Source organism: Paraburkholderia sp. RCC_158 (assembly GCF_041355255.1).
Lineage (GTDB): Bacteria > Pseudomonadota > Gammaproteobacteria > Burkholderiales > Burkholderiaceae > Paraburkholderia > Paraburkholderia graminis.
Genome location: NZ_JBFUPM010000003.1, coordinates 478,063 through 493,955 on the forward strand (window position 1 = coordinate 478,063; position 15,893 = coordinate 493,955).

Consider the following 15,893-nt stretch of genomic DNA (forward strand, 5'->3'; position numbering starts at 1 on the left):
GGGGGAGAAAAGCAGGACAAACAGAAAGAGGAAGGTGACGAGCCTGACCCTCGGCACTGGTGGAAAACGGCTGTGGCTGCTTCGTTCCCGACCTGACCAGGTTGACCATCCCTCCATGCGAGGAGGCCCGTCACGAAACATTCTATCATCGCGTGGCGCTTTGTGCGACTGTTAATACGACCAAACCGGCAAGCACACGCCGAATCGCGAACCCGCCGATTCCATCGCGACGCGCGCGCCGCTCACTTGAGTTTGTCCGCCGAGCCTCTACATAGGCTACGTCGCAGTTGATGAAATACGGTGGCACTTCATCGGCAGCCGTTGGCCCCACTGCCTGTGATGACTACTATCGCCCCCGGCAACGCATAGCGAATTAAGCTAAACTGCCGTACGGATGACCCGCAAACGCGGGCCCTTTGCCGAAGCCAGAAAGTCTCGTACTTTTCAGGCGCCGGCAGCGGGGCTCCGGGTGCGGCTAAGCGAACGGAAGTTTCCCCAGGTTTTGACGTATCGTGGCGAGCAATTCAGGCGGGCCTCGAACCGATAGAGGTATTCATACAATGAGCGAACAAATCAAGCATATTAGCGACGCATCGTTCGAACAGGACGTCGTGAAATCCGATAAACCCGTGCTGCTCGACTTCTGGGCTGAATGGTGCGGTCCGTGCAAGATGATCGCGCCGATCCTCGACGAAGTCGCCAAGGATTACGCCGATCGCCTGCAAATCGCCAAGATCAACGTCGACGAACATCAGTCGACGCCGGTCAAGTTCGGCGTGCGCGGCATCCCTACGCTGATCCTGTTCAAGAACGGCGCTGTCGCCGCGCAAAAGGTTGGCGCATTGTCGAAGTCGCAACTCACCGCGTTCCTCGACGGCAACCTGTAAAACAGCGGCGCGGGTGCGCCGCGCGGTCCGCCCGGACCCGCGCGCGCCCGCGTTGTTCTGCTTGCTGTCCTGGCTTGCCGTGCTGTTGTCAGCCGGCAACGTTTCGAAGAAGAAAGATGCCGCGCCGGCGCACTGGCGGAAACTGGCGTGTGCTATGCTAGAATCCGCAAAACGTCGAAAAGACGTGTAAGTCCTTGAGCGGTTCCGCTCACTTCTCCTCCCAGATTCCATTTCGTCGCACCTTCTCCTGCGGGTTCTCCGTATGCATTTATCCGAGCTTAAGACTCTGCACGTGTCCGAATTGATCGAGATGGCCAATGGCCTCGAGATCGAAAGTGCGAACCGCCTGCGCAAGCAGGAATTGATGTTCGCCATTCTAAAAAAACGAGCCAAAACGGGCGACACGATTTTCGGCGACGGCACGCTCGAAGTGCTGCCGGACGGCTTCGGCTTCCTGCGTTCGCCGGAAACCTCGTATCTCGCCAGCACGGATGATATTTACATCAGCCCGTCGCAAATCCGCCGCTTCAACCTGCATACGGGCGACACGATCGAAGGCGAAGTACGCACGCCGAAAGACGGCGAGCGCTATTTCGCGCTGGTGAAGGTGGACAAGGTCAACGGCCAGCCGCCGGAGGCCTCGAAGCACAAGATCATGTTCGAAAACCTGACGCCGCTGCACCCGAACAAGGTGCTGCTGCTCGAACGTGAAATGCGCGGCGAAGAAAATGTCACGGGCCGCATCATCGACATGATCGCGCCTATCGGCAAAGGCCAGCGCGGCCTGCTCGTCGCGTCGCCGAAGTCCGGCAAGACCGTGATGCTTCAGCATATCGCGCACGCCATCAAGCAGAACCATCCCGACGTCGTACTGTTTGTTCTGCTGATCGACGAACGTCCGGAAGAAGTGACGGAAATGCAGCGTTCGGTGGCGGGCGAAGTGATCGCATCCACGTTCGACGAACCCGCCGCACGTCACGTGCAGGTCGCCGAAATGGTGATCGAAAAGGCCAAGCGCCTCGTCGAAATGAAAAACGACGTGGTGATTCTGCTCGACTCCATCACGCGTCTCGCACGCGCATACAACACGGTCGTGCCGGCTTCGGGCAAGGTGCTCACGGGCGGTGTCGACGCGAACGCGCTGCAACGGCCGAAGCGCTTCTTCGGCGCGGCGCGCAATATCGAGGAAGGCGGTTCGCTGACCATCATCGGCACGGCGCTGATCGAAACGGGCAGCCGCATGGACGACGTGATCTACGAAGAGTTCAAGGGCACCGGCAACATGGAAGTGCACCTGGAACGCCGCCTCGCCGAGAAGCGCGTGTATCCGTCGATCAATCTGAACAAGTCCGGCACGCGTCGCGAAGAACTGCTGATCAAGCCCGAAGTGCTGCAGAAAATCTGGGTGCTGCGCAAGTTCATTCACGACATGGACGAAGTCGAGTCGATGGAATTCCTGCTCGACAAGATCCGCCAGACCAAGAGCAACTCCGAATTCTTCGACATGATGCGTCGTGGCGGCGGCAGCTAAAGCTGTTTGCCGACCAACGCAGCATCGGATGTGAAAACCGCTCGTCGCCGACGAGCGGTTTTTTTTCGTCTGGCGGTTTTGCGTGAGCGTATAGGGGCAGCGTTTCGGATCGCATCGGCCAACCTGTACGTGAACGTACAGGTTGAAGTACAATCACCCCGCCGCCACTCCGAACGCCACCGCTCATGCCGACCGAGCCGCCTGCCCTGCTGACCGTCGCCGATGCCGCCGAGCGCCTCGGCGTCACGCCGCGCACACTGAAGTACTACGAGGAGCGCGGGCTTGTTTCGCCGACGCGCAGCGAAGGCCGCTACCGTCTCTACGACGAGGACGATTTGTCGCGCTTCGGGCGCATCCTGCGTTTGCGTTCGCTCGGTTTCTCGCTGCACGGCATCACCGAAATGCTGAAACGGCCGCTCGAACCGGTGGAAGGCAAACACCGCTTTTCGACGGAATCGCTGCAGCAGATTCATGGCGCCTTGGCGGCACAAGTCGACGCGTTGAACGCGCGTATCGAAGCCATGCGCCGCGAGCTGAAGGAAGCGCAGAAACTGCGCGACGAATTGAGCCCGGATCTCGACTATCTGAAGCGCCGTCTGGCCGGCGAAAATGCGGACGCGTTGCTCGAGCAACGCCGCAACGCGCTGACAAAAAACGGCAACGCGCGTAAAACAGCGAGCGCCATTAAACCCGCCAAGGCCGACGCAAAGCCCACAGCAAAACGAGCAGCCAAGCCCACAGCAAAACGAGGCAAAAAGCCGCGTGCCTCGGCGCCGCGCGAACGGTCATGAACACATCGCGGGCTCACGCAGGCTGGCTCAGTGCTGACAAGCTGCGTGGCGATTTTTCCCGTGGGTGCTCGCGGTCGTCACCGGCCTCGACTACTTCGACAATTCCGTCTTTTCGTTTTTCGCGAGCTATATCGCCGGCGGCGTGAATGCGTCGCCGGATGAACTCGTCTGGGCTTCGAGCGCGTATGCCGTGGCTGCTGTGCTCGGTATCCTGCAGCAGGAATGGTGGGTCGAGCGTTTCGGCTATCGGCGCTATGTGGCAGGCTGCATGTTGTTTTACGCGGCCGGCGCGGTGGCCGCCGCGCTCAGCGAATCGTCGGTTGAACTTGCGTTTGCGCGCGGCTTTCAGGGCTACTTCATTGGCCCGATGATGGGCACCTGCCGCATTCTGATCCAGATGAGCTTCACACCCAGAGAACGTCCCGCCGCAACCCGCGCGTTCCTGATACTGATCGTGTTGAGCAGCGCGCTGGCGTCGTTGATCGGCGGTCAGTTGATTGGGTATTTCGGCTGGCGCGCGCTCTTTGCATGCACGGCGCCCGTGGGCGCGCTGTTCGCCGTGCTTGCGTTCGCCGCGTTGCCCGACGCGGGCAACCGTCTGCCCGAAGAGCGTGGTTCGGCGCATTTCTGGCCGTACATCATCTTTGCCTTTGCGCAAGGCGCGCTGCAGATCGTGATGCAGCAAGTGCGCTTCCAGTTGTTCAGCGCGTCGCCCGGTCTCATTCTGCTGACGGTCGCCGGCATCGCCGCACTCGGCTGGTTCGCGTATCACCAGTGGCATCACCCCGCCCCGCTCATGCGTCTGCATGCGTTGCGCGAAAAGGTGTTTCAGGTGGGCCTCGTGCTCTACATGTTCTACTACTACCTGTCGACCGCGTTCAGCTACCTGGTGTCGCGTTTCCTCGAAAGCGGGCTGGGTTATCCGGTCGAGAATACGGGGCAACTCGTCGGCGTCACGTCGCTGATTTCGGCGAGCGCGCTCTTCGTCTACCTGCGCTATGCAAAGCTGCTCACGCGCAAGAAGTGGATCATCGTGCCGGGCTTCGCGATCGCCGCGCTGACGGCCGCGTGGATGACGCGCATGTCGCCCGCCGCGGGCGAGGCTGCGCTCGCGGGACCGCTGCTGTTGCGCGGCCTGCTGTTATTGTTCATCGTGCTGCCGGTCGCGAACCTCACGTTCAGAATCTTCGCGATAGAAGAGTTCTCGCATGGCTACCGGCTCAAGAATGTGGTGCGCCAGTTGACCATCTCGTTTGCGACGGCGTCGGTGATCATCGTCGAGCAGCATCGGCAGGCGTTGCATCAGGCGCGCCTCGCGGAGTTCGTGAATCCGTACAATCCGGTGTTTCAGGACTCGCTGGCCGCGCTCACGCGGGCGTTTTCGGCAGCCGGACATTCGCCCTCGGACGCGCATTCGCTTGCCGTCGTCGAGATCAGCCGGGCCGTGGCGCGGCAGGCGAGTTTTCTGAGTTCGCTGGACGGCTTCTATTTCCTGATCGGCATCGCGATATGCGGCGGGATTTTCGCCGCGTTGCAAAAACAGATCGACTAACGGTTTCATCGCCCATGCTTTCGAAACTCACTGGATGGCTCGGCTCACGCCGGCGCGAGCGCGCGCTGCGCGACTACGCGATCGGCGACACGCTGTGGCAAGCCACGCTCGACGGCCTGCCGTTCCTCGCGCATCTCGATACGCCGGACCTCGCGCGCCTGCGCGAAATGAGCAGCCTCTTCATCGCGCAAAAGGAGTTCTCCACCGCGCACGAGTTCGAACTGACCGACGCGATGACCGTCGCGATCGCGGCCCAGGCGTGCTTGCCGGTGCTGAATCTGAGCCTCGACCTGTATCGCGGATGGGTCGGCGTGATCGTCTATCCGGGCGAATTCGTGATCCGCAAGACCGTCGAGGACGAAGACGGCGTCGTCCACGAAGTCGAGCACGACGCGAGCGGCGAAGCATGGGAAGGCGGCCCCGTGATCCTGTCGTGGGAAGACGCGCAGATGACCGACGGGACGGACGCGTACAACGTGGTGATCCACGAATTCGCGCACAAGATCGACATGCTGAACGGCGAAGCGGACGGCCATCCGCCGCTCGTGCGCCGCTGGCATGCGCCGCTCGACTCAGAGGCGTGGGCGGACGTGTTCGATTCCGCCTACGACCAGTTCTGCGCCCGCGTCGACGCCGTGCCGCAGCGGCGCTGGACGCGCTTCGAGCGCGAGTCGCTGATCGATCCGTACGCCGCCGACCATCCGTCGGAATTCTTCGCGGTATGCAGCGAAGCGCTCTTCGTCAAGCCGCATGCTTTCGAGGCGGAGTATCCCGAACTGTACAGATTGCTCGCGCGCTATTACCGCCAGGACCCGGCGCGAGCCGGTCTGACGTTCGCCGCACCGTGAGTTTCCGAATAGCGGCTGAATTCAGGCGAAAGGGGTCAAGAAAGGGGTCAAGAAAGCGGTCAAAAAACCTCGTCAGATTCGTCAAGCGACTGATTTTCTGGCATAATCGCCGTTTTTCGACCATAGGCAAGTGGCTCGCGCCTAAATGCGGTCCGCGCAACAGCGGCCTCACGCGGGTTGGCTACCGCCAGATTTAAGGAAAGATCATGAAAGAAGGCATTCACCCGAATTACCGCGAAGTCCTGTTCATCGACGTGTCGAACGACTTCAGGTTTGTGACGCGCTCCACGATCCAGACGCGTGAAACCGCCGAATTCAACGGCAAGACGTACCCGCTCGCCAAGATCGAAGTGTCGTCGGAATCGCATCCGTTCTACACCGGCCAGCAAAAGATCATGGACACGGCAGGCCGCGTCGAGAAGTTCCGCAACAAGTTCGGCTCGCGCGCTACCGGCAAGGCAGCAGCAAAGTAATACGCGCTTTGATCACCGCTTCGCCGGTTTCGGCCGGCAGCGGTGCAGCGAAAAGGAAGGGCAGCGCAAGCTGCCCTTTTTTGTCGCCTGCGCGCGGGCGGCTTGCGTCGCATGGCTATGTCCACGCGCCCATCGCGCTCACGAGCGGCATCGCGCAACTCGCGCCTGAGCGCCTATGCGGGCCGATTGCAGCCCCGTTGCACGCGATCACTTGCCGTGACGCGCACAGTGCCGCCCGACTACAATGCCGGATGCTCCAATCGGGCCATCGCCGGCAGGAAGGTAGTCCGGTGACGGCTTTCGCTTATCCACTATCCCAAACCGCATGAGACCTGTCGTTCGCCTCACTGCCTCCGCGACCAGTGCGCTGCCACGCTGGCTGCTGTTGACCATCTGTATCGTCTACGCGTCGTTCGGCCTGTTCGGCCGCGATCCGTGGAAGAACGAGGACGCAGCCGGCTTCGGCGTGATGTGGACCATGGCGAACGGCAGCGCGCACGACTGGCTGCTGCCGAATCTCGTCGGCAAATACCTCACTGAAGACGGCCCGCTCGGCTACTGGCTCGGCGCGATCGCGATCCGCGTGCTGGCGCCGTGGGTCGACGCGAGCAATGCATCGCGCGTCTTCACAGGGCTGCTGTTCTGCGCGGGCTGCGCGTTCGTCTGGTATGCGGCCTACCTGCTCGGGCGGCGCGCCGAAGTGCAGCCGTTCAAATACGCATTCGGCGGCGAGCCGGAGCCGCGCGACTACGGCCGCACGCTCGCCGACGGCGCCCTGCTGATCCTGCTCGCCTGCTTCGGCCTCGCCGAACGCGGCCACGAAACGACGCCGCAACTCGCGCAATTCGTCGGCATCGCGATGCTGGTGTACGGCCTCGTGCGGATGATCGACAAGCCGATTCAGGGCGCTTCGATCTGGGGCCTCGCACTCGGCCTCGTGACGCTCGCGAGCAGCCCGGTGCTGGTCGGCGCGCTGCTGCTCGGCACGCTCGCGATGACCTTGATCGTGCGCGAAACGCGCTCGCGCTGGCTGCTGCTGGCCGGCCTGCCGATCGCTCTCGGGCTGTCGGTCGCATGGCCGATTGCCGCGCTGGCCGCGTTTCCCGTCGACGCCGTCTGGTATCTGAACCAGTGGGTGCACGTGAGCCTGAGCTCGTTCGCCGGCCCGCCCGGCTCGGTGGCGGCTTACGCGCTCAAAAACCTGCCGCTCTTCACGTGGCCCGCGTGGCCGCTCGCGCTATGGGCATGGTTCAGTTGGTCGGGGCTGCGCCGCGGGCCACACGTGGCGATTCCCCTTTCGGTGATCGGGCCGCTGTTCGTGCTGGTGGTGCTGCAAAGCCATCAGTCGAACCGGCTCTATATGCTGCTGCTGCCGCCGCTCGCGGTGCTGGCCACCTTCGCGCTGCCTACGCTCAAGCGCGGCGCAATCAACGCAATCGACTGGTTCGCCCTGCTCAGCTTCACGATTCTCGGCAGCTTCGTGTGGCTCGTTTATGTGGCCGGGCTGACCGGTTTCCCGCATCCGCTGGCGCGCAATCTCGCGCGTCTCGCGCCGGGCTTCGCGCCGCAGTTCAAGATTCTCTCGTTCGTCTGCGCGGTCGCGGTGACGGTGTGCTGGTTCGTGCTGGTGCAATGGCGTCTCGCGCGCCATCCGAAGGTGTTGTGGCGCAGCGTGGTGCTCTCCAGCGCGGGCACGACGCTGATGTGGGTGCTGCTCATGACCTTGTGGCTGCCGGTCGTCAACTACAGCCGGACATATAAGGACGTGGCCCAACAGATCTCGAGCCATCTGCCCGACGACTACACCTGCATATCGCCGGTGCGCCTCGGCAATGCGCAGATCGCGACCTTCGCCTATTTCGGCGACATGCACTTCGCGTTCAATGAGGATTGCGACGTGATTCTGCGTCAGGACACGCAGGACTACGGCGAGCCGAGCGCAATGTCCAACTTCGTGTGGAAGCTCGTGTGGGAAGGCCGCCGTGCGGCCGACCGCGACGAACGCTTCCGCCTGTATGTCCGCATCGACCGGCCGAAGCCGCCCGTCGTCAAACGGCGCAGCTGGCACAAGAAAGCCGACTGAACGACGATGCTCGCCGACCTACGGAAAATCGCAGCGCTCGCGTGGCCGGTGCTGATCGGCCAACTGGCGATCATCGCGTTCGGCGTGATCGACACGGCCATGGTCGGCCGTTATTCGGCCGTCGATCTCGCCGCGCTCGGCCTCGGCTCGTCCATCTACATTTCGGTGTACATCGGCCTGACCGGCATTCTCACGGCGCTGCAGCCGATCACCGCGCAACTCTACGGCGCGCGCCGCTATGAAGAGATCGGCGAGGAGATCCGCCAGGCGCTGTGGCTCGCGCTTGCGCTGACAGTGATCGGCTTTCTGATCCTGTTCTTTCCGGGCCATCTGCTGAAGCTCGCGCGCGTGCCGGAGGCGCTGCACGAGCGCACGGTGTCGTATCTGCGGATACTCGCGTTCGGTCTGCCCGCCGGTCTCGTCTTTCGCGTTTACGGTTCGATCAGCAATGCAGTCGGCAAGCCGCGGCTCGTGATGATTCTGCAGATCGGCGGCCTGTTGCTGAAGGTGCCGCTCAATACGTGGTTCATTTTCGGCGGTCTCGGTGTGCCGGCGCTCGGCGGTCCTGGCTGTGCGCTGGCAAGCAGCCTGATTAACTGGGCGCTCGCGCTCGTCGGCATGCTGCTGCTCACGCGCGTCGACGTGTTCACGCCCTTCGCGATCTTCCGGCGCTTTTGCTGGCCGGTCTGGCGGCGCCAGGCGGCGCAGTTGCGGCTCGGCATCCCGATGGGACTGTCGTATCTGATCGAAGTCACGTCGTACACGTTCATGGCGCTTTTCATCGCGCGCTTCGGCACGACGACGCTCGCCGGGCATCAGATCGCCGGCAACATCGGCGCGGTGTTGTACATGACGCCGCTGTCGATCGGCATTGCTTCGTCGACGCTCGTCGCTCAGGCGCTCGGCGCGCATCGCCCGGAAGCGGCGCGCACGCTGTCGCGGCACGGCATCATGATGGCCGTCGCGATCGCCTGCTGTTACGGCGTCATCGTGCTCGCGCTGCGCCCGTATGTGATCGAAGGCTATACGCCGAATGCGCAAGTCGTGGCCGCGGCGATGCCGCTCGTGCTGATCGTCGTGTGCTACCACGCGTTCGACGCGTTGCAGATCACCACCGCGTTCGTGCTGCGCGCGTACAAGGTCGCGGTCGTGCCGACCGTGATCTACGCGGTGGCGCTATGGGGCGTGGGCCTCGGCGGCGGTTATCTGCTCGGTTTCAATGTGAGCGGCACGATCCCACCGTGGTTGACCGGCGCACGCGGCTTCTGGGTGGCCAATACCGCGAGCCTCGCGATTGCCGGCATCGGCTTGCTGCTTTACTGGCGAGTGGTCAGCAGGCGGCACGTGCGCGCGGCCGCGGCGTTGCGGGCCGATGCTGGGGTTTGATGGTGGAAGTCGCGGGCGGTCGCACTGCGGTGCGGTTGGTTGAAAGCGCGGATTGTTTCTATGTCCGCCCGCCGTACCGGGCGCGGGCGGGCCGGGCATAGGTGAAGTGCGTGTGTTGAGCGCAGGTTCCGAACGCCGGTTCCAGGCGACGACTAAACGCAGCCGCTCAACTACGCGGCCCGCATCCGCCGCTTCAACCCGCATCCGCCGCTTCCACCCGCGCCCCCGCCCCTCCCGCCTCCCGATCATGCCGCTCGAAAATCTCGCGTGCGGCAAAGAGCGCGTTCAGCGCCGCCGGAAAGCCGGCATACAACGCCATCTGCATGAACACTTCGACGATTTCCTCGCGCGTGCAGCCGACGTTCAGCGCTGCTTCGATATGCACCTTCAACTGCGGCTGCGCGCAGCCGAGCGTGGCAAGCGAAGCGATCGTCGCAATTTCGCGCGCGCGCAAATCGAGCTGCGGACGGCTGTAAATATCGCCGAAACCGAATTCGATCAAAAGACGCGCGAAGTCCGGTGCAATCGGCGCGAGCGCGGCAATGACCTGCTCGCCCGCCGAGCCGTCGATTTCCCTCAGCTTGTTCCAGCCTTGCGTGTAGCGGTCGTTTTGTGCGTGGTCCATGGTGAGTCCTTTTCCGAATGTGATAGGGATGACGTGTCGTCGATCCGCCGTGTCCGGCCGCCCGCCGCAGGCGTCTGGCCGGCCGCTTCGCCTTCGTAATACGCGATCTTGTCGATGATCGCGCCGAGGTTCGTCTGCAACTCGGCGATCCGCGCCAGCACCGCATCGCGATGCGCGGCGAGCAGGTCGCGACGCGCGCCCATCGTCTGCTGACCTTCCGCCCGCAGCGCCGCGAAGGCCTGCATGCCGGCGATCGGCATGCCGGTCGCCTTCAGGCGCATCACGAACCGCAGCCAGTCGAGGTCGGCCGGCGAGTACAGGCGATGCCCCGCCTGCGTGCGGCCGACCGCGCGAATCAGCCCGGCCTGCTCGTAATAGCGCAGCGTGTGCGTGGAGACGCCGATGGTTTCGGCGACCTGCCCGATGGTGAGTGCGTTCGACGTTTTCGACATGACAGGACTCAGGTTAGGACTTCGAGTGCACTCTAAGTCAAGCGCGCCGCGCTGTCATTCGCGCTGTCGTTCGCGGCTGTCGTTCATTGCCGCGCATTCGTCGACACGGCCACGCGCGCGCGGACGATGTGAGCAATCGGCGCACAACCGCCTTATATCGAGGCAAAAGGTTTAAAGATTGTTCATGGCGATTTACTTGCCATCAATCGATCGGTATAAATCGTCGGCGTTCGCAAATAAAGGGGCGCATTTGTCCTATGCTTATGCGCAGCGCCTGCTGAGCGATGCGTCGCCCGTTTCCGGCTAACTTTTTGCCCCCAATGGAGTGCTTGCCATGCTGAAAAAGCTCGTGATGCTTTGCGTTGCTCTCGCGTTCTCGCTGTCGGCCGGATTCGCGGCAGCAGTGGAAGTCAACTCCGCCGATCAGGCGGCGCTCGAATCGGTCAAGGGCATCGGGCCCGCGCATGCGAAGGCGATCATCGAAGAACGCAGCAAGAACGGCCCGTTCAAGGACGCCGACGATCTGGCCGCGCGCGTCAAGGGCATCGGCAGCAAGTCGGTCGTGAATCTGGAAGCGGCGGGCCTGACGATCAACGGCTCGTCAACGCCGCCTACGGGCGCAAAAGCGGCCGCCAAACCTGCGGCTACGCCGTCCGCGGCCACGAAGCCGACGGAGACGAAGGCCGCGCCCGCGGCTAATACGACCGCGACCGCGGCCACAACGCCGGCAACCGCGGCGCCGGCCACGCCTGTGGATGCTTCGGGCGCTAAGGCGTCCAAGTCCGCAAAGTCATCCAAGTCGAAGAAGGCTAAGGAGGCTGCAGCGGCATCGGCGCCTGCGGGCACTACTACTACCGCCACAACCACGGCCACCGCCGCCACGGCTGCAAGCGCGCCGGCCGACGCGTCGGGCGCCAAAGCATCGAAGAAGAAAGCGAAGAAGAGTAAAGCCGCGTCGGCAGCGGCGGCTTCCGGCGGCGCATAAAGAACCCGTCCGATGCAAACCGTGTCGGACATTGATCGAACAGCAAGGCAGTGCGCCGCGCAGCGATGTTTGCGCAGTGAGCGCACCGGTGCAGCCGGCCAGTCGGTGCACCACAGGCACCACCGCACCGCACGCACTACCTTCTTTCCCCTCGACGCCGCGCAGCCGCGCGGCGCCTCACCCGCCGGCCTGTCATCGACGTGCCGGCATTCAAGAGAGACCCATCATGAGCCTACTCGATACCCTCGGTTCCCTGGTCGGTAAATCGCCCGAAGGCGGCGGCCAGGCAGCGCTGATCACAGCCGCACTCGAATTCGTCAACAGTCAGCCGGGCGGGCTGAACGGCCTGATCCAGCGCTTCCAGGAAAAGGGCCTCGGCGAGGTCGCATCGTCGTGGGTCAGCAACGGCGAGAATCAGCCGATCGCCGCCGACGCGCTGCATAGCGTGCTCGGTTCCGACGCCGTCGCCGGTCTCGCCGCGAAAGCGGGCGTGCAACCGGATCAGGTCACCGGCCTGCTCGCGCAAATTCTGCCGCACGTGGTCAACGCGGCCACGCCGGAAGGCGAAGTGCCGGCCGAAGGCAAGCTGAACGCAACGACCGTGCTGGGCGCGCTCGGCGGTTTGTCGGCGCTGTTCGGCAAGGGCACGGCTTAAACGAAATCGGGGCGGCGCGAGCGCGCATGATCGGCTAAAACGCGCCTCGACGCACCGAGCGGACCGCTGAAGCAAGCGGCCCTGCCCGCGACCACGAGCAGCAAAAAAAAGCGGCAACGAAGTCACCTTCGTTGCCGCTTTGCCATCTACGCGCGCTTGATTACCGCGCGTGAGACCGTTCGTGACGTGTGGCTCAATGCACCACGCGCTCGAACACCAGGTTGCCGTCTTCCAGTTCGACCGGAATCACATCCTTCGGACCGAACTTGCCCGCCAGAATCAGCTTGGCGACCGGGTTCTCGATCTCCTGCTGGATCGCACGCTTCAACGGCCGCGCGCCGAACAGCGGATCGTAGCCGACCTTGCCGACGTGCTCGAGCGCCTCGTCGGAGACCACCAGTTGCATGTCGAGCTTCGCGAGCCGGTCATGCAGACGCTGCAACTGAATCCGCGCGATGGACTGCACGTTCGAGCGGTCGAGCGCATGGAACACCACGACGTCGTCGATCCGGTTCAGGAACTCAGGGCGGAAGTGCAGCTTCACCTCCGTCCACACCGCGTCCTTCACGGCTTCCTGCGGCTCGCCGACCATCGCCTGGATGACCTGCGAACCCAGGTTCGACGTCATCACGATCACCGTGTTCTTGAAGTCCACGGTACGCCCCTGGCCATCGGTCATACGGCCGTCGTCGAGCACTTGCAGCAGCACGTTGAACACGTCCGGATGCGCCTTCTCGATTTCGTCGAGCAGAATCACGCTATACGGCTTGCGACGCACCGCTTCTGTCAGATAACCGCCCTCTTCGTAGCCGACATATCCCGGCGGCGCGCCGATTAGACGCGCGACGCTGTGCTTCTCCATGAATTCGCTCATGTCGATACGGATCAGATGATCTTCCGAATCGAACAGGAACGCCGCCAGCGCCTTGCACAGCTCGGTCTTGCCCACGCCGGTCGGCCCGAGGAACAGGAACGACCCGTACGGACGGTTCGGATCGGACAGACCCGCGCGCGAGCGGCGGATCGCGTCGGCCACCGCGCTGATCGCCTCGTCCTGGCCGATCACGCGCTCATGCAGCTTGTCTTCGATCTGCAACAGCTTCTCGCGCTCGCCCTGCATCATCCGCGAGACCGGAATGCCGGTGGAGCGCGACACGACTTCCGCGATTTCCTCGGCGCCGACCTGCGTGCGCAACAGGCGCGGACGCGTCGGATTGTTCTGCTCCTTCGCCTCGGCCTGCGTGACTTCCTTCAGCTGCGCCTCGAGACCCGGCAGCTTGCCGTATTGCAATTCGGCGACTTTCTCGAGCTTGCCTTCGCGCTGCAAACGCGTGATTTCCGCACGCGTCTTGTCGATCTCTTCCTTCAACTGCGCGCTGCCCTGCACCGCTGCTTTTTCCGCGGTCCAGATTTCCTCGAGGTCCGAATACTCGCGATCGAGCCGCTCGATTTCCTCTTCGATCAGTTGCAGACGCTTTTGCGACGCTTCGTCCTTCTCTTTCTTGACGGCTTCGCGTTCGATCTTCAACTGGATCAGCCGACGGTCGAGCCGGTCCATTTCTTCGGGCTTCGAATCAATTTCCATCTTGATCTTCGACGCGGCTTCGTCGATCAGATCGATTGCCTTGTCCGGCAGGAAACGATCGGTGATGTAGCGATGCGACAGCTCGGCCGCCGCGACGATCGCCGGGTCGGTAATGTCCACGCCGTGATGCAGTTCGTACTTTTCCTGCAAGCCGCGCAGGATCGCGATCGTGGCCTCGACCGTCGGTTCGTCGACGAGCACCTTCTGGAAGCGGCGCTCGAGCGCGGCATCCTTCTCGATGTACTTGCGGTATTCGTCGAGCGTGGTCGCGCCGACGCAATGCAGCTCGCCGCGCGAGAGCGCCGGCTTCAGCATGTTGCCCGCGTCCATCGCACCTTCGGCCTTGCCCGCGCCGACCATCGTATGAATTTCGTCGATGAAGACGATGGTCTGCCCTTCGTCCTTCGCGATGTCGTTCAGCACGGCCTTCAGGCGCTCTTCGAATTCGCCGCGATACTTCGCGCCGGCGAGCAACGCGGCCATGTCGAGCGACAGCACGCGCTTGCCCTTGAGCGTCTCCGGCACTTCGCCATTGACGATGCGCTGCGCGAGCCCTTCGACGATCGCGGTCTTGCCCACGCCCGGCTCGCCGATCAGCACCGGATTGTTCTTGGTGCGGCGCTGCAGGATCTGAATGGCGCGCCGGATTTCGTCGTCACGGCCGATCACCGGGTCGAGCTTGCCGGCCCGCGCGCGCTCGGTCAGGTCGACCGTGTACTTCTTCAGCGCCTCGCGCTGGCTTTCGGCGTCCTGGCTGTGCACTTGCGAGCCGCCGCGCACCGCCGCAATCGCGCTTTCGAGCGACTTGCGCGACAAGCCATGCTGACGCGCGATGCGGCCGGCCTCGCCCTTGTCGTCGGCGACCGCGAGCAGAAACATTTCGCTCGCGATGAACGTGTCGTTGAGCTTCTGCGCTTCCTTGTCGGCCTGGTTTAGCAGTCCGGTCAACTCGCGGCCGATCTGCACATTGCCGTCGGTGCCCTGAACTTGCGGCAGACGCGTGATGGCGTCGTCGAGCGCGGTTTGCAGCGCCTGAACGTGCACGCCGGCGCGCGACAGCAGCGAACGCGCGGACCCGTCCTGCTGCGCGACGAGCGCCGCGAGGACGTGAACCGGTTCGATGTATTGATTGTCATGGCCGACCGCGAGACTCTGCGCGTCCGCCAGCGCTTCCTGGAATTTAGTGGTGAGTTTGTCGATTCTCATGCGAGACCTCCAATTTCGATTACCACCAAAATGAGGCGTTTTATTCAGGTTTCAAGCGCTTTTTTGTCCTCAGGACGTAGTTTTTAACGTTGCACGCGAAGAAAAATGCGCGACGCTTCGCGCGAGCCGCGTTCAGGCGACCGGCAGCGGGTTGTCGCTCGCCGGCTCGACGGGCACCGCCGGCACGACCGGGATTACCGTGCGTATGCCGAGCAAGGCCGCCAACGGCCCTTGCGGACCCGCGACTTCATCGATCGTATGGCGATCGAGTTCGGCGAGAAAGGCATTACGCGCGGCTTCCAGCACGTTGCGCAACCGGCATTGAGGCGTAATGACGCAAGGACGGCGTTCGCCGTTCTGGTCCGGCAGACACGCGACCAGCGCGAAGTCGCTTTCGGTCGCGCGCACGATCTCGCCGACCGTCAGCTTGCGGGTGCGCTCGGCAAGCCGCAAGCCGCCGTTACGGCCGCGCACGGTTTCCACCCAGCCGAGCTCGCTCAACTGCTGCACCACCTTCATCAGGTGGTTCTTGGAGACGCCGTACGCGTCGGAAATGTCCTGAATGGTCGACAAGCCCTCGCCGCGAATAGCGAGGTATAAAAGGACGCGCAGCGAATAATCGGTGTAATCGGTCAGTCTCATGGTTGCAGTATCACAATGAGCGCAAGCCGCGATCCGTGGGATAACCGCGTCGATGCAAGGGTTGCCGGGGGCCGCGGCTTCGCCATAAGATGCAGGGTTGGCACATGTTTAATTATGCTGCATCGATGAAGCCGGGCCTTCGACGCCAATGGTAACGTTTCGCGCCGCGCCTATTCACACCAAAAGCGCGCT

General features: G+C 63.1%; 13 protein-coding genes, 1 other RNA gene and 1 pseudogene. 10 read left to right on the top strand and 5 right to left on the bottom strand.

The annotated features are described in order from the left end of the window. Positions 1–33: 33 nt before the first annotated feature. An RNA gene (gene ffs / locus AB6809_RS09120) (signal recognition particle sRNA small type) lies at positions 34–132 on the bottom strand. Between the two features lie 428 nt (positions 133–560). On the opposite strand from ffs, the gene trxA reads away from it, so the two are divergent. From trxA to AB6809_RS09160, 8 genes and pseudogenes are all read left to right on the top strand, one after another. Beyond that, on the top strand, positions 561–887 hold the full coding sequence (trxA, locus tag AB6809_RS09125) for a thioredoxin TrxA (RefSeq protein WP_006048864.1): 327 nt from the start codon (positions 561–563) through the stop codon (positions 885–887). A 262-nt stretch (positions 888–1,149) separates the two neighbouring features. Next, positions 1,150–2,418: a transcription termination factor Rho gene (gene rho, locus AB6809_RS09130; protein WP_006048863.1), complete on the top strand. Its 1,269-nt coding sequence runs from the start codon at positions 1,150–1,152 to the stop codon at positions 2,416–2,418. Between the two features lie 185 nt (positions 2,419–2,603). Next, a complete protein-coding gene (locus AB6809_RS09135; RefSeq protein ID WP_371026407.1) occupies positions 2,604–3,209 on the top strand; it encodes a MerR family transcriptional regulator in 606 nt (201 codons plus the stop codon). Beyond that, positions 3,206–4,761, top strand: a pseudogene (locus tag AB6809_RS09140) (MFS transporter). Before AB6809_RS09135 ends, AB6809_RS09140 begins: the two are co-directional and overlap by 4 nt. A 14-nt stretch (positions 4,762–4,775) precedes the next feature. Then, complete coding sequence (locus tag AB6809_RS09145; RefSeq protein WP_371026408.1) at positions 4,776–5,609, top strand: M90 family metallopeptidase; 834 nt, start codon at positions 4,776–4,778, stop codon at positions 5,607–5,609. Between the two features lie 206 nt (positions 5,610–5,815). Then, positions 5,816–6,082, top strand: coding sequence for a type B 50S ribosomal protein L31 (locus tag AB6809_RS09150; protein WP_006048858.1), 267 nt, complete (start codon positions 5,816–5,818; stop codon positions 6,080–6,082). Between the two features lie 325 nt (positions 6,083–6,407). Beyond that, a complete protein-coding gene (locus tag AB6809_RS09155; RefSeq protein WP_006048857.1) occupies positions 6,408–8,165 on the top strand; it encodes a glycosyltransferase family 39 protein in 1,758 nt (585 codons plus the stop codon). A gap of 6 nt (positions 8,166–8,171) precedes the next feature. Continuing rightward, positions 8,172–9,551, top strand: a complete 1,380-nt coding sequence (locus tag AB6809_RS09160) for an MATE family efflux transporter (RefSeq protein WP_029971382.1) — start codon at positions 8,172–8,174, stop codon at positions 9,549–9,551. Positions 9,552–9,744: 193 nt separating this feature from the next. Here the strand turns inward: AB6809_RS09160 and AB6809_RS09165 are convergent, their stop codons facing one another. Both AB6809_RS09165 and AB6809_RS09170 read right to left on the bottom strand, forming a co-directional pair. Next, positions 9,745–10,176 (bottom strand): carboxymuconolactone decarboxylase family protein, encoded by a 432-nt coding sequence (locus tag AB6809_RS09165; RefSeq protein WP_371026409.1) that lies wholly within the window; start codon positions 10,174–10,176, stop codon positions 9,745–9,747. Beyond that, a complete protein-coding gene (locus tag AB6809_RS09170; RefSeq protein WP_371026410.1) occupies positions 10,128–10,628 on the bottom strand; it encodes a MerR family transcriptional regulator in 501 nt (166 codons plus the stop codon). The genes AB6809_RS09165 and AB6809_RS09170 overlap by 49 nt, the downstream gene beginning before the upstream one ends. Before the next feature lie 334 nt (positions 10,629–10,962). On the opposite strand from AB6809_RS09170, the gene AB6809_RS09175 reads away from it, so the two are divergent. Both AB6809_RS09175 and AB6809_RS09180 read left to right on the top strand, forming a co-directional pair. Then, entirely contained in the window at positions 10,963–11,613 is a 651-nt protein-coding gene (locus AB6809_RS09175; RefSeq protein ID WP_371026411.1) for a ComEA family DNA-binding protein, read from the top strand. Positions 11,614–11,701: 88 nt separating this feature from the next. Next, entirely contained in the window at positions 11,702–12,268 is a 567-nt protein-coding gene (locus AB6809_RS09180; protein WP_371026450.1) for a YidB family protein, read from the top strand. A gap of 193 nt (positions 12,269–12,461) precedes the next feature. Here AB6809_RS09180 and clpB read toward each other — a convergent pair whose 3' ends face one another. Together clpB and AB6809_RS09190 are read right to left on the bottom strand one after the other, a co-directional pair. Beyond that, positions 12,462–15,059: an ATP-dependent chaperone ClpB gene (gene clpB / locus AB6809_RS09185; RefSeq protein WP_006048851.1), complete on the bottom strand. Its 2,598-nt coding sequence runs from the start codon at positions 15,057–15,059 to the stop codon at positions 12,462–12,464. A gap of 132 nt (positions 15,060–15,191) precedes the next feature. Next, positions 15,192–15,701 (bottom strand): Rrf2 family transcriptional regulator, encoded by a 510-nt coding sequence (locus AB6809_RS09190; RefSeq protein WP_006048850.1) that lies wholly within the window; start codon positions 15,699–15,701, stop codon positions 15,192–15,194. Positions 15,702–15,893: the final 192 nt, after the last annotated feature.

Coding starts and splice junctions, on each gene's coding strand:
- trxA (WP_006048864.1), top strand. CDS start 561: ATGAGCGAACAAATCAAGCATATTAGCGACGCATCGTTCGAACAGGAC.
- rho (WP_006048863.1), top strand. CDS start 1,150: ATGCATTTATCCGAGCTTAAGACTCTGCACGTGTCCGAATTGATCGAG.
- AB6809_RS09135 (WP_371026407.1), top strand. CDS start 2,604: ATGCCGACCGAGCCGCCTGCCCTGCTGACCGTCGCCGATGCCGCCGAG.
- AB6809_RS09145 (WP_371026408.1), top strand. CDS start 4,776: ATGCTTTCGAAACTCACTGGATGGCTCGGCTCACGCCGGCGCGAGCGC.
- AB6809_RS09150 (WP_006048858.1), top strand. CDS start 5,816: ATGAAAGAAGGCATTCACCCGAATTACCGCGAAGTCCTGTTCATCGAC.
- AB6809_RS09155 (WP_006048857.1), top strand. CDS start 6,408: ATGAGACCTGTCGTTCGCCTCACTGCCTCCGCGACCAGTGCGCTGCCA.
- AB6809_RS09160 (WP_029971382.1), top strand. CDS start 8,172: ATGCTCGCCGACCTACGGAAAATCGCAGCGCTCGCGTGGCCGGTGCTG.
- AB6809_RS09165 (WP_371026409.1), bottom strand. CDS start 10,176: ATGGACCACGCACAAAACGACCGCTACACGCAAGGCTGGAACAAGCTG.
- AB6809_RS09170 (WP_371026410.1), bottom strand. CDS start 10,628: ATGTCGAAAACGTCGAACGCACTCACCATCGGGCAGGTCGCCGAAACC.
- AB6809_RS09175 (WP_371026411.1), top strand. CDS start 10,963: ATGCTGAAAAAGCTCGTGATGCTTTGCGTTGCTCTCGCGTTCTCGCTG.
- clpB (WP_006048851.1), bottom strand. CDS start 15,059: ATGAGAATCGACAAACTCACCACTAAATTCCAGGAAGCGCTGGCGGAC.
- AB6809_RS09190 (WP_006048850.1), bottom strand. CDS start 15,701: ATGAGACTGACCGATTACACCGATTATTCGCTGCGCGTCCTTTTATAC.